This is a genomic window from Salinivibrio kushneri (assembly GCF_005280275.1).
GTDB lineage: Bacteria > Pseudomonadota > Gammaproteobacteria > Enterobacterales > Vibrionaceae > Salinivibrio > Salinivibrio kushneri.
Genome location: NZ_CP040021.1, coordinates 249,325 through 262,427 on the forward strand (window position 1 = coordinate 249,325; position 13,103 = coordinate 262,427).

At 53.5% G+C, this 13,103-nt stretch carries 10 protein-coding genes; 6 read left to right on the forward strand and 4 right to left on the reverse strand.

Annotation, left to right across the window (positions count from 1 at the left end; genetic code table 11):
- Positions 1–59 precede the first annotated feature (59 nt).
- The 5 genes from argC (at position 60) to FCN78_RS01195 (ending at position 6,723) form a co-directional block, all read left to right on the forward strand.
- Positions 60–1,070, forward strand: coding sequence for an N-acetyl-gamma-glutamyl-phosphate reductase (gene argC / locus FCN78_RS01175; protein WP_077659169.1), 1,011 nt, complete (start codon positions 60–62; stop codon positions 1,068–1,070).
- Positions 1,071–1,079: 9 nt separating this feature from the next.
- Positions 1,080–1,859 carry an acetylglutamate kinase gene (gene argB / locus FCN78_RS01180; protein WP_069361870.1) on the forward strand — a complete coding sequence of 260 codons (780 nt, stop codon included), beginning with the start codon at positions 1,080–1,082 and terminating at the stop codon, positions 1,857–1,859.
- Positions 1,860–1,913: 54 nt separating this feature from the next.
- Complete coding sequence (locus tag FCN78_RS01185) at positions 1,914–3,125, forward strand: argininosuccinate synthase (RefSeq protein ID WP_077659170.1); 1,212 nt, start codon at positions 1,914–1,916, stop codon at positions 3,123–3,125.
- Positions 3,126–3,160: 35 nt separating this feature from the next.
- Positions 3,161–5,041 (forward strand): argininosuccinate lyase, encoded by a 1,881-nt coding sequence (argH, locus tag FCN78_RS01190; RefSeq protein ID WP_069361868.1) that lies wholly within the window; start codon positions 3,161–3,163, stop codon positions 5,039–5,041.
- Positions 5,042–5,256: 215 nt separating this feature from the next.
- Positions 5,257–6,723, forward strand: coding sequence for an alkaline phosphatase family protein (locus FCN78_RS01195; protein ID WP_106407182.1), 1,467 nt, complete (start codon positions 5,257–5,259; stop codon positions 6,721–6,723).
- Here the strand turns inward: FCN78_RS01195 and FCN78_RS01200 are convergent.
- The 3 genes from FCN78_RS01200 to FCN78_RS01210 all read right to left on the reverse strand — a co-directional run bounded on the left by FCN78_RS01200 (position 6,720) and on the right by FCN78_RS01210 (position 9,388).
- Positions 6,720–6,992, reverse strand: coding sequence for a DUF3624 domain-containing protein (locus FCN78_RS01200; protein ID WP_069361866.1), 273 nt, complete (start codon positions 6,990–6,992; stop codon positions 6,720–6,722). The two genes, FCN78_RS01195 and FCN78_RS01200, sit on opposite strands and share 4 nt — an antisense overlap.
- Before the next feature lie 160 nt (positions 6,993–7,152).
- Entirely contained in the window at positions 7,153–8,604 is a 1,452-nt protein-coding gene (locus tag FCN78_RS01205; RefSeq protein WP_077599503.1) for a dihydrolipoyl dehydrogenase, read from the reverse strand.
- A 52-nt stretch (positions 8,605–8,656) separates the two neighbouring features.
- Complete coding sequence (locus tag FCN78_RS01210) at positions 8,657–9,388, reverse strand: glutathione peroxidase (RefSeq protein WP_069361864.1); 732 nt, start codon at positions 9,386–9,388, stop codon at positions 8,657–8,659.
- A gap of 147 nt (positions 9,389–9,535) precedes the next feature.
- Here FCN78_RS01210 and oxyR point away from each other — a divergent pair, with 147 nt between their 5' ends.
- Entirely contained in the window at positions 9,536–10,444 is a 909-nt protein-coding gene (gene oxyR, locus FCN78_RS01215; protein WP_077599502.1) for a DNA-binding transcriptional regulator OxyR, read from the forward strand.
- 86 nt (positions 10,445–10,530) lie between these two features.
- On the opposite strand, the gene FCN78_RS01220 is transcribed toward oxyR, so the two are convergent.
- A complete protein-coding gene (locus FCN78_RS01220) occupies positions 10,531–13,023 on the reverse strand; it encodes a penicillin-binding protein 1A (protein WP_077659172.1) in 2,493 nt (830 codons plus the stop codon).
- Positions 13,024–13,103 lie beyond the last annotated feature (80 nt).

The window sequence follows — 13,103 nt, forward strand, 5'->3', positions numbered from 1 at the left end:
CGCCCTCGATCCTCTGCTGCCCCGCAGCACGCCTTAAACACCCATAAAGAGAGACACCCATGACACTTAACACCATTATTGTCGGTGCCAGTGGCTACACAGGAGCCGAGCTTATTGCCCTTGTCCATCGCCATCCGCAATTGCACTTGGCCGGTTTGTATGTCTCGGCAGGCAGTGAAGACGCTAATCGCCCTGTGAGCGCGTTGCACGGCCAACTGCGTGGTGTGGTGGATAGGCCACTGATGCCGTTGTCCTCGCCACAGGATGTCGCCAAGCAAGCCGATGTGGTGTTTTTAGCCACCGCGCACGCGGTCAGTCATGACTTGGCGCCGATTTTTCTGGCTCAAGGTTGCGTGGTGCTTGATTTGTCGGGGGCGTATCGGGTCAATCAAGCCGATTTTTATCCTGCCCATTACGGCTTTGCGCACCAATCACCGAAATGGCTTGAGCAAGCCGTGTATGGCTTGGCGGAGTGGCAACAGGAAGCATTATCGGCAGCACAGCTGGTCGCCGTGCCGGGATGCTATCCCACCGCCAGTCAATTAGCGCTCAAACCTGTGCTGGATGCAGGCTTGTTGGATAAACAAATGTGGCCGGTGATCAATGCCACTAGCGGCGTGACGGGCGCGGGGCGCAAAGCGAGCCTGACCAACAGTTTTTGCGAAGTGAGCCTGCATGCCTACGGGGTGTTTTCTCATCGTCATCAGCCAGAAATTGCCGCACACCTCGATACGCCGGTGATTTTCACCCCGCACCTGGGCAGCTACAAGCGCGGCATTCTTGCCACCATTACCGCCAAATTAGCCCCAGGTGTCAGTGAGGCCGAGGTGGGGCAGGCACTCTCTCACGCCTATCAAGAGGCGCCGCTGGTACGGGTGCTCCCAGCCGGTGAGGTGGCCAAGCTGCAAGCGGTGCAGCATACCGGCTTTTGCGATATTGGTTATCAGGCCGCGCATGGGCACCTGATCCTCACCAGTGCGATTGATAATTTACTGAAAGGCGCGGCCAGCCAAGCCGTGCAGTGTTTAAACCTCAAGTTTGGCTTTGCCGAAACCACAGCGATTGTCTAGGAGAAACGGATGAAAACGCCATTAGTGATTAAGTTAGGCGGCGCGGCACTGAGCTGCAGCGAGACTCTCGCCAAGGTTTTCGGCGCGATCAACACCTACCGCAGTGAGGCTGAGCGTCCGTTAGTGCTGGTGCACGGTGGCGGCTACTTGGTCGATGAGCTACTCAAAAAGCTCGCCCTCACCAGTGTGAAAAAACAAGGCTTGCGGGTCACGCCGGCCGACCAGATTGATTATGTCACCGGTGCCCTCGCCGGGACGGCGAATAAGCTGCTGTTAGCCGAAGCGCGTAAGGCGAAGATTAAAAGCTGTGGCTTGAGCTTGGCCGATGGCGGCTTGTGTCAGGTCAGTCAGCTGGACCCTGAACTAGGTGCAGTGGGGGAAGCTAGCGCCGGGGATCCTAGCCTGCTACAGGCGGTATTGGCCGCCGATTGTGTCCCCATTATTAGCTCGATTGGCATCAGTGACCAAGGTGAGCTGATGAATGTCAACGCCGACCAAGCGGCGGTGGCGGTGGCAACCACGCTAGGCGCTGAGCTGGTGCTGCTGTCAGATGTCAGCGGCGTGTTAGACGGCAAAGGCCACTTACTGCCTTGCCTCACCGAGTTAGATGCACAGCACTTGATGGAAAAAGGCGTGATCACCGATGGCATGGTGGTCAAGGTCAACGCCGCGTTTGCCGCCGCCCGCGAATTAGGTAAACCGGTAGAGATTGCCACCTGGCGTTATCCAGAAAAACTCACGCAATTATTCGATGGCCAGCAAATCGGTACCCGGTTTAGCGCCAGTTAATAAGACGTATAACGACGCGACGACACCGTCGATTTAGGATTTAAGGAGAGCAAAATGAGCAAGGTAAATAAAGTGGTACTGGCCTATTCGGGTGGATTGGATACCTCGGCCATCATTCCATGGCTAAAAGAAAACTACGACTGTGAGGTGGTGGCTTTTGTTGCCGACGTCGGTCAAGGCGAACAAGAGCTCGAAGGCATTGAGCAAAAAGCGCTCGCCTCTGGGGCATCACAGTGTTTTATCGCCGATCTGAAACACGAAATGGTGGCAGATTATATTTACCCTAGCCTAAAAACCGGTGCGGTATATGAAGGTAAATATCTACTAGGCACCTCGATGGCGCGTCCGATCATTGCCAAAGCACAGGTCGAGTGCGCCCTTGAGGTCGGGGCAGATGCACTTTGCCACGGCTGTACCGGCAAGGGGAACGATCAGGTTCGTTTTGAGAGCACCTTCTCCGCGCTGGCGCCGCAACTCAAAGTGATTGCGCCGTGGCGGGAGTGGGATCTCACCAGTCGTGAAGCCTTGCTCGATTACTTGGCCGCCCGCGACATTCCCTGTACGGCGAGCCTTGAGAAAATTTATTCACGTGATGCCAATGCTTGGCACGTCTCAACCGAAGGCGGTGTGCTGGAAGATACCTGGACAGCGGCCAACCAAGATTGCTGGGTATGGACTGTCGCGCCGGAAGAGGCACCCAACACGCCTGAGTTTGTCACCTTGGGTGTACAAAGCGGGGAAGTGGTCTCGGTCGATGGTGAGTCCATGTCGCCTTATGACGTGCTAACGCTATTGAATGACAAAGGGGCAGCCCACGGGGTGGGACGGATTGATATCGTTGAGAACCGTTTGGTGGGGATGAAATCCCGCGGCTGCTATGAAACCCCAGGCGGCACCATCATCATGGAAGCGCTGCGCGGCGTTGAACAACTGGTGCTGGATAAAGAGAGTTATCAGTTCCGTGAGGAGCTCGGTTTAAAAGCCTCTCACCTGATTTATGATGGGCGTTGGTTTACCCCGCTTTGCCAGTCGATTGTTGCCGCGGCCAATTCCCTTGCCGCGCCGGTAACGGGCGAGGTGGTGATCAAACTCTATAAAGGGCAAGCGACTGTGGTACAAAAGCGCTCGACCAATAGCTTGTACTCGGAAGACTTTGCCACCTTTGGGGATGATGATGTCTACGATCACAGCCATGCCGAAGGCTTTATCCGTTTGTATTCGCTGTCGAGCCGGATTCGTACGCTGAACAAACAAAAACAATCCTAATTAAAAAAGCATCGTGAGCAGTAAGGAGAGACAGCATGGCATTATGGGGCGGACGCTTTAGTCAGGCAGCCGACAAACGGTTTCAAGCGTTTAACGATTCACTGCGCTTTGACTATCGCCTAGCAGAGCAAGACATTGTGGGCTCCATTGCTTGGTCGAAAGCCTTGCGTTCAGTGGGCGTGCTGAGTGATGACGAGCAACAGCAATTGGAGCTGGCGCTCAATGAGCTCAAGCTGTCGGTGATGGAAAATCCTGAGCAGATCTTAAACTCAGACGCCGAAGATATTCACAGCTGGGTCGAGCAGCAACTGATCGATAAAGTCGGGGATTTGGGCAAAAAGCTGCATACCGGACGCTCGCGCAACGATCAGGTGGCCACGGATCTTAAACTCTGGTGTCGGCAACAAGGCCAGCAAATCTTGCTGTCTCTCGACAAGCTTCAGCAGCAGCTGGTGGATGTGGCCAGCCAGCACCATGATACCGTGCTGCCCGGCTACACCCACTTGCAGCGTGCACAGCCGGTGACCTTTGCCCATTGGTGTTTGGCCTATCTGGAGATGTTTGAGCGCGACACTACCCGCTTAAAAGATGCACTTAATCGTCTTGATACCTGCCCGTTAGGATCTGGGGCGCTGGCAGGCACCGCGTACCCGATTGACCGCGATGCCTTGGCACAAAATCTGGGATTTAAACGCGCCACCCGTAATAGTTTGGATTCGGTCTCAGACCGAGATCATGTGATGGAGATGATGTCCGCCGCATCTATGTCGATGCTGCATCTCTCACGGATGGCCGAAGATATGATCTTCTACAATTCGGGCGAGTCCGGGTTTATCGAGCTGGCGGATACGGTGACGTCAGGCTCGTCGCTGATGCCACAAAAGAAAAACCCCGATGCGCTAGAGTTGATACGTGGCCGAACGGGGCGGGTGTACGGTGCTTTGTCGGCGATGATGATGACGGTCAAAGCCTTGCCGCTTGCTTACAACAAGGACATGCAAGAAGACAAGGAAGGACTCTTCGATGCCATGGACACTTGGCATGATTGTTTGGACATGGCGGCCTTGTGTTTTGAAGGTATTACCATTCACAAAGACAAAACCTTGCAAGCGGCGCAGCAAGGTCATGCCAATGCGACCGAGTTGGCTGATTATTTGGTGAGCAAAGGGATCCCGTTCCGTGAAGCGCACCATATTGTGGGTGTGGCGGTGGTGTCCGCTATTGAGCAAGGCTGTGGACTGGAAGATCTACCGCTCGCCACCTTGCAGCAATTCTCGCCGGTGATTGAAGACGATGTGTATGCCATGCTCACGATTGAATCCTGCTTGGCCCAACGTCGTGCACTCGGTGGGGTCGCGCCCGAGCAGGTTAGCTTTGCCATTCAAGAAGCGCAAAAGCGTTTGGATAAGCGCTTTACCCCCAAAGTCACGGTGCGCTCAGCGCGGCTCACCGATCTCGATACCATCGAAGGCATGGTGGTGTATTGGGCGAAGTTGGGGGAGAACTTACCTCGTGATCGCCATGAATTGGTGCGTAATATCGGTCTGTTTGCGGTATCCGAGCATCAAGGGGATTTGACCGGCTGCGGCTCGCTGTATATTTACGACTCAGGGCTGGCAGAAATTCGCTCTTTGGGAATCGAAGCTGGCTGGCAGCGCCAAGGTCACGGTACGGCGTTGATGATGCACTTGATTAAAAAAGCCAAGCAAATGGCGATTGAGCAAGTCTTTGTCCTCACCCGAGTGCCAGAGTTTTTCACTCAATTGGGCTTTACCCCAGTGTCGAAATCGCAACTGCCTGAGAAAGTAATGAAAGATTGTGAAATCTGTCCGCGCTTCCACGCCTGTGACGAAGTGGCGCTAACTTATAACATTGCTGGGCCAGCCACGATCTCGACCTTCTCTACGTTGGAGTAGGCTGACATCGTCTATTGCCTGACGATATCAGCGTCGTCGTTATCCCTCCCTAAGGCTGCGTGCTGACTAAGTCGCAGCTTTTTTTGTGTCCTCGTCATAAAAAATTCATCAAAATTAGCCGCTTACAAATTGTTACATTGTACGGTTTGTCACAGAAGCGTCACGCGTAATGATCATCATGCCCGCGTTTTCTCGTTAATAATGGAGATTTTGTGGTGAAGACAATTCTTACGGCCGCGGTGGCCTCAGCCTTATTAGCGGCAACTGCACACGCGGCAGTGCCTCAGCAAAACGATGTCTGGTATCAAGACGCGCAAGCGGCATTGGCGGCCGCTAAAGCTAACCCACCTATCACGGGCAAAGCCAAAAATGTGATCCTCTTTGTCGGCGATGGCATGAGCGTGGGGACAATCACAGCGGCGCGGATTTATCAGGGCCAGCAGCAGGGGCAAACCGGTGAGGAAAACCGCCTTGGCATGGAAAGCCTGCCGCATGTTGCGCTCGCCAAAACCTATAATACCGACATGCAAACCCCTGACTCGGCTGGGACCGCGACGGCCATGGTCACTGGGGTGAAAACCAAAGCCGGGATCATCAGTGTTGACGATAACGTTCAGCGTGGTTTTTGCAGCACCGCAAAAGGTAACGAAGCGAAAACCCTATTTGAAATGGCGGGCGAGAAGGGCAAAGCATTAGGTTTGATCTCAACCGCCCGTTTAACCCACGCCACCCCAGCCACCACTTATGCGCACAGTGCGGATCGCAATTGGGAAAACGATAGCAAGTTGCCCAACATTGCCAAAAACCAAGGCTGCACCGACATTGCCAGCCAGTTTGTCGACTTTGACGCTGGAGAGGGGTTTCAGGTGGCCTTCGGTGGCGGACGGCGTGAATTTATTCCTGCTGATAGCGTCGATCCTGAGGGCAAAAAGGGCAAGCGTAAAGATGGACGCAACTTGATTGAGGCATGGCAAACCCGCCACCCTGATGGCCAATACATTTTCGATAAATCCGGTTTTGATGCCATCGATCCGGCGACCACTTCACGCGTGTTTGGTTTGTTTGAAAGTAGCCACATGAAATACGAAGCGGATCGCCGTGAAAGCCAAGATGAGCCGTCATTGGCGGACATGACCAGCAAGGCGATCGATATGCTTAGCCGCAACAAAGACGGCTATGTGATGATGGTGGAAGCCGGACGTATCGATCACGCTCACCATGCGGGCAACGCCGCGCGAGCGTTAGAAGATACGCTGGCTTACGATGATGCCATTAAAGTGGCATTAGCGAAAACCAACCCAGAAGACACTCTGGTTATCGTTACCGCGGACCACGCTCACACCATGGTGATGAACGGCTATGCGGAGCGGGGCAATCCCATTCTCGGCCTGTCACGTCAAAAAGGGCGCTTGAATCAGGATGACTTTGGTAAAACCTATACCACCATCACCTATGGCAACGGCCCGGGGGCGGTCAAAGGTGAGCGGGAAAACTTGCAAGAAGGGCAGGTGCGTAAGCTGGATTACAAACAGCAATCCTTGATTAAGCTCGGTTCGGAAACCCACTCTGGTGAAGATGTGGCTATCATGGCACGTGGGCCGATGGCGTGGTTATTCCAAGGGGCCGTGGAGCAAAACTATATTTTCCATGTGATTAACGAAGCCACGGTTCTGGCTGATTAATCATCTGGTGTGTCTGACGACCCGTGCTTCGGCGCGGGTTTTTTATTGCGCCGAAATGGATAAATCAATAAATGAAGCATGAGCAAGGCGCTGGCACTGCCGGCGGCGAACAACAAGGCAATCGACTCCACTTGTCGTGGTGTGTCGGCATAGGCCCACCACCAAAGCGGCCAAAGTATGGCAGACATGATAGCAAGTTGGGCCATACAGCGCGTGCAGCGTCCCAGCTTCTGCTTCCAAATGCTAGATTGACAGTATTTGCAAGCCATGTGGTTTCTCTTGGTCGGTAACGGCGATAGCTTATTGTGACGCAGTGAACCGCGGGATACAAAAAAGCCCTCCGCGAAGGAGGGCAAAGGTAAGCAAGTGCTTGGGGAAGCAACAGGCAGTGCCTGTAAAGCGCCGAACGTCGGCGAAAAGGGCAGTGGATTAGCAGCCAGGGCCGCAGTCCATGCAGTGTTTGATCATTTCAGGACCGAGCTTGAGCTTGGCATTCGCATCTCGCAGCGCGGTGCGCACGCCTTCTTCAATCACTGGGTGATAGAAGGGCATATCCAACATTTGCGAAATGGTCATTTGGTTTTGATGTGCCCATGCCAACAAGTGAGCCAAGTGCTCGGCGTTCGGGCCAATCATTTCAGCGCCCAAGAAGCGGCCAGTGCCTTGTTCGGCATAAACGTGTAACAAGCCTTTGTTGCGCAGCATCACCCGTGAGCGGCCTTGCCCTTCAAAAGAGACCACGCCGGTTTCAAAGCAGCCGCAGGGGCCGAGACGGTCGGTAATTGCTTTGTAGCTTTCGCCCACCATCGCAATTTGCGGGTCAGAGAAGACCGCAGAGAGCTTGCTGCGGCGCAATCCAGCACGAATATCTTTGCCGCGTCCGGCGTTGTCACCAGCAATGCGCGCTTGGTCAGCCGCTTCGTGCAGCAACGGAATTTGATTACTGGCGTCGCCGGCAATAAAAATGTGCGCTGCCGTGGTTTGCAGGGTATAACTATCGGCAACCGGCACCCCGCGGGCATCCACTTTGATGCTGGTCACGTCAAGATTGAGCTTGTCGACATTGGGGCGACGACCGGTGGCGGCAACCACATAGTCGACCCAACGCAATTGGCTCTCGCCCTCTTTATCACGATAACGGATTTGCACCTTATCGCCTTCACGTACCATCTCTTCCACCTTGGCATCGGCGTCGAGATAAAACTCCTCGCTGAAGGTTTTATCCGCATATGCCATGATGTCTGGATCGGTGAGGGGGCCCACCTGGCCGCCGACGCCAAACATAGTCATCTCGACCCCGAGGCGATGCAGCGCTTGACCCAGTTCAAGGCCAATCACGCCCGGACCAAACACAGCGACCGAATCAGGCAGATCGTCCCATTCAAAAATATCATCATTAACCACTAAACGATCGCCAAGGTGATCCCAAGCGGACGGCCAGCTTGGACGCGAACCTGTCGCGATCACGATACGATCAGCATGGATGGTGGTGTGATTGTCAACCATTAAGGTGTGATCATCGATAAAACGTGCATAGCCATCGATTTTGTCTTGGGCGGGAATGTCATCGACACTTTCCAGTACAAAGCCGACAAAGCGGTCACGCTCGCGTTTCACCCGATCCATCACTTCACGGCCATTAATGTCCGTGGCGCCGCCGGGATACACACCGAAGCCGGGCGCTTTGTCGATATGATGCGCCGCTTCAGCCGCCGCAATTAACAGTTTGGATGGCATGCAGCCAACCCGTGCACAGGTGGTGCCATAAGGGCCGCCTTCAATCATCACCACGTTATCCGTATGCGCTTTGGCTGCGCGATAAGCACCGAGCCCGGCGGTCCCGCCACCAATCACAGCCACATCAACCGTTAATGTTTTCATTGCTTTCTCCTGGGAAAATAACGGGCGGCAACAATGCCGCCCAAACAGCGGATTACTGGTTTAGATAGGTGTCGAGTTCTTCACTGCCACCGATGTGACGGCCACCGATAAACACTTGTGGCACCGTGGCGCGACCGCTGACCGCACGCAAAGAAACCGTGGTAGCGTCTTTGCCAAGGATAATTTCTTCAAACTGAAGGCCTTCGTCGATCAGTGTTTGCTTGGCTTTGGCACAGAACGGACAGCCTGGCTTACTAAACACGGTGATCGAGTCTTGCAGTTTGTGTTCAGGGGCGATGTAGTCAAGCATGGTGTCAGCGTCAGACACTTTGAACGGGTCGCCTGGCTCGTTGGGTTCGATAAACATTTTCTCGACCACGCCGTTTTTCACCAGCATGCTGTAGCGCCATGAGCGTTTGCCAAAGCCAAGATCGTTTTTATCGACCAGCATGTCCATGCCATCAGTGAACTCGCCATTACCGTCAGGCAGGACATGGATGTTGTCGGCGTCTTGGTCAGCTTTCCACGCGTTCATCACAAAGGTGTCGTTGACGGATACACAGACAATGTCATCGACGCCGTACTGTTGAAAAACAGGGTACAGCTCGTTATAGCGTGGCAGGTGTGAAGATGAACACGTTGGGGTAAACGCACCTGGCAAGCTGAATACAATCACGGTTTTATTGGCAAAGATGTCATCGGTGCTTACGTCTTTCCATTGGTCGCCTTCGCGAGTACGGAAGGTGACTTGTGGTACGGGCTGACCTTCTTTTGTTGCTGTCATGAATCGTTCCTTTTGTTTTCAATCTAAGTGGTTAAGCGAGAAGTGACTCGCTGTGTTTTGATGGGTCTAGTATTGCTAAATAAGATTGATAGCTCTAATCGCTTGATGCTATGGTTTTGATAGTTATCCCCTATAGAAGAGGCAACGATGAACATTCGTGACTTGGAGTATCTAGTCGCGTTGGCTGAACACCGCCATTTTCGCAAAGCAGCTGAAGCCTGCTTTGTCAGCCAGCCGACCTTAAGCGGGCAAATTCGCAAGCTGGAAGATGAGCTGGGTGTGAGTTTGTTAGAGCGAACCAGCCGTCGTGTGTTATTCACCGATGCCGGTATGAGGTTAGTACAACAGGCACGTAACGTATTGCGCGAAGTCACAATTTTGACTGAGTTGGCCAGTGAGCAAGGGGAAAGCATGACCGGCCCTTTGCATATTGGCTTAATCCCCACTGTCGGCCCTTACCTGCTGCCGAAAATTATCCCGCTACTGCGTGATCGTTTCCCTGAGCTGGAGCTGTTTATTCACGAAGGACAGACGCAGCAGCTAGTGCAGCAACTGGAAGAGGGTAAACTCGATTGCATTATTCTGGCCTCAGTGGAGGAAACGCAGCATCTAAAAGAGCTGCCTCTTTACGACGAGCCGATGCTGCTCGCGGTCAATGAAAAGCATCACCTCGCCGATTGTGCCGAGGTGGCGTTAGATGTGCTGCAAGGCGAAACCTTATTAATGCTCGGTGATGGCCATTGTTTGCGTGACCAAGCGATGGGTTTTTGTTTTAAAGTGGGCGCGCGTGAAGATCAACGCTTTCGTGCCACGAGTTTAGAGACCTTGCGCAACATGGTGGCTGCAGGAAGTGGGATCACCTTATTACCGCAATTGTCTGTTCCTGCTGATAAGCGAGATGGTGTGGTGTATATACCCACCACGTCACCAACGCCATCTCGCCAAATCACGCTCGATTACCGTCCTGGCTCGCCGCTACGAGGACGTTATGAGCAGCTGGCTGACGCTATCCGTGAACAAATGACCGACGTGATGAGTGATCACCACCGCCACTAGCTTATCGCGTGACGTGGATATAAAAAGACGCCCGCATGATGATGCGGGCGTCTTGATGTGAGGAGGCTATTGACGATGCGACCGGGTCAGAACAGCGACTCTGTGCCTGACTCATAAATGTTGCCATCCGGCTGTGACGACACATACTCGGTGGGTTCAGTGCCTTTTATAAAGTACTCAAACATCGACGTATGATCGGTTTTTCTGGTTAAAAGCCCGGTCTCACGGTCAATCCGCACTTTCACAATACCAGGGGGGACGGCTTTATTCTGCTCAGGCACATCCGCGAGAGCATGCTGCATAAAATCAATCCATGCCGGTTCCGCTGTTTTTGCGCCTGATTCTGCCCCGCGGATAGGCTGACGCTCGTCGCCTAGATTGGCATTGCGAGTGGTGCGCCCAAGCTTGCGCGAATGATCATCAAAACCGACCCACACGGTGGTGACAATCCCTGGGCTGTATCCGGTATACCAGGTGTCCTTGGAGTCGTTGGTGGTACCGGTTTTACCGCCGATATCGCGTCGTTTGAGGGCTTGTGCGCGCCAGCCCGTGCCATTCCAGCCTGTCCCATAGCGCCAATCACCGCCACCCCAGATGTTGCTTTGCATCATCTCGCGTACCAAAAATGCATTTTGTTCATCAATGACTTGTTTGGCATGACGCTGTGTGGTGGTGTCATCTTGCGCGAGCAAATTCTGCTCATTAAACGGATCGGCTTGTTCCGTTTGCTGCTCGCAATTATCACAAATCACTGGTGGGTTAGCGCGATAAATCTCTTCACCGAATGGGGTTTCGACCCGATCAATGATAAAGGGCTCCATAAAATAGCCGCCATTGGCAAACACGCTAAAGCCCTGTGCCATCTCAACCGGCGTCAAGCTCCCAGCGCCAAGTGCAATCGCCTCTGCACGCGGCAAATCATCACGCTTAAAGCCAAAGCGGGTGAGATAATCTAGGGTATCATCCAGTCCGACACGACGTAGCACCCTTACCGCCATCACGTTTTTCGACTGTGCCAGACCCAGTCGCGCTCGCAGTGGCCCTTCATAACGTGGTGGCGAGTTTTTCGGCCGCCAGGCCACGCCTTGACTGCGATCCCAGCGATTGATGGGGGCGTCATTAATCAAGGTGGCGAGTGTCATGCCCTCATTCACTGCGGCGGAGTAAATAAATGGCTTGATACTTGAGCCCACTTGGCGAACTGACTGTGTGGCACGATTAAACTTGCTATGGACAAAGTTAAAGCCGCCCACCAGTGCTTTGATTGCCCCCGTTGAGGGTGACATAGAGACCAAGGCTGTATTAGTGGTAGGGACTTGAGCCAAATGCCAGCTGTTATCCACTTGGCGAATAAATATTTGTTGGCCACTGGCGAGGAACTCGTCAGCACGTTTGGGCGCTGGGCCTTGGCGACTATCAGTGATATAAGGTCGCGCCCAGTCTAGTCCTTTCCAAGGCAGTTCGATTTCACGACCATTGGGCCCAATAACCTGTGCCGATTGCGCTTGGACATCGATCACAACCGCCGGCTCTAGTGGGCCGTAGCTGGGCTGCTTGGCAAGATGGTCGACAATCCGCTGGTGCTGCCAACGCTGGCTTGGCGCTTGCCACAAGGTCGCAACGGGGCCACGGAAACCATGGCGGCGATCGTAGGCGAGAACGTTTTCTACTGCCGCCTCATTCGCGGCGCGTTGCTTATCAGCATCGACGCTGGTGAAGATACGCACCCCTGAGGTATAGGCGTCTTCGCCAAACTGCTCAACCGCCCATGCGCGGGCCATTTCTGCCACGTAAGGTGCGGACAGTTCAATTTCAGCCCCATGATAGCGGGCCACAATCGGCTCATTCTTCGCTTGCTGATACTCGGCATTGGAAATATACCCCTCTTTCAGCATCCGCCCCAGCACCACATTCCGGCGATCGGTGGCGCGCGAGAGCGAATACAAAGGGTTCATGGTGGAGGGGGCTTTGGGTAATCCGACAATAACCGCCATTTCGCTCAAGGTGAGTTGATCAAGGGTTTTGCCAAAGTACACCTGGGCGGCTGCTCCCACCCCGTATGAGCGATAGCCTAAAAAGACCTTATTAAAGTATAGCTCGAGGATTTCTTCCTTGCTAAGCAGTTGCTCAATATGCACCGCGATAAAAATCTCTTTTATCTTGCGCATAATACGTTTTTCGTTGGAAAGGAAGAAGTTACGCGCCAGCTGCTGGGTGATGGTACTGGCCCCTTGCTTGGCCGTACCTGACATCGCCACTACCACCGCGGCGCGGACAATGCCGATAGGGTCAATCCCTGGATGTTGATAAAAGCGACTGTCTTCTGTCGCAATCAATGCATCAATCATGGGCTGAGGGATGTCCTCGAGCATGACGGGGATGCGACGCTTTTCACCAAACTGGGAGATCAACGCCCCATCGGCGCTATAGACCTGCATCGGAGTCTGTAGTTCGACACTTTTGAGTGTCGCTACATCGGGCAGGTCAGGTTTTACATACAGGTAAAACCCAAAGATTGTAGTGACTCCAAGCACTGTGCAAACCAGTGCAAAGATAAGCAAACGCTTTATGAACTTCACCTGAGATTTCCCGTTCTATTGCCATTGAGCCGTTCAATAATCATACGTGAGTAGTATAAAGGCACCAGCATTAAAAATAA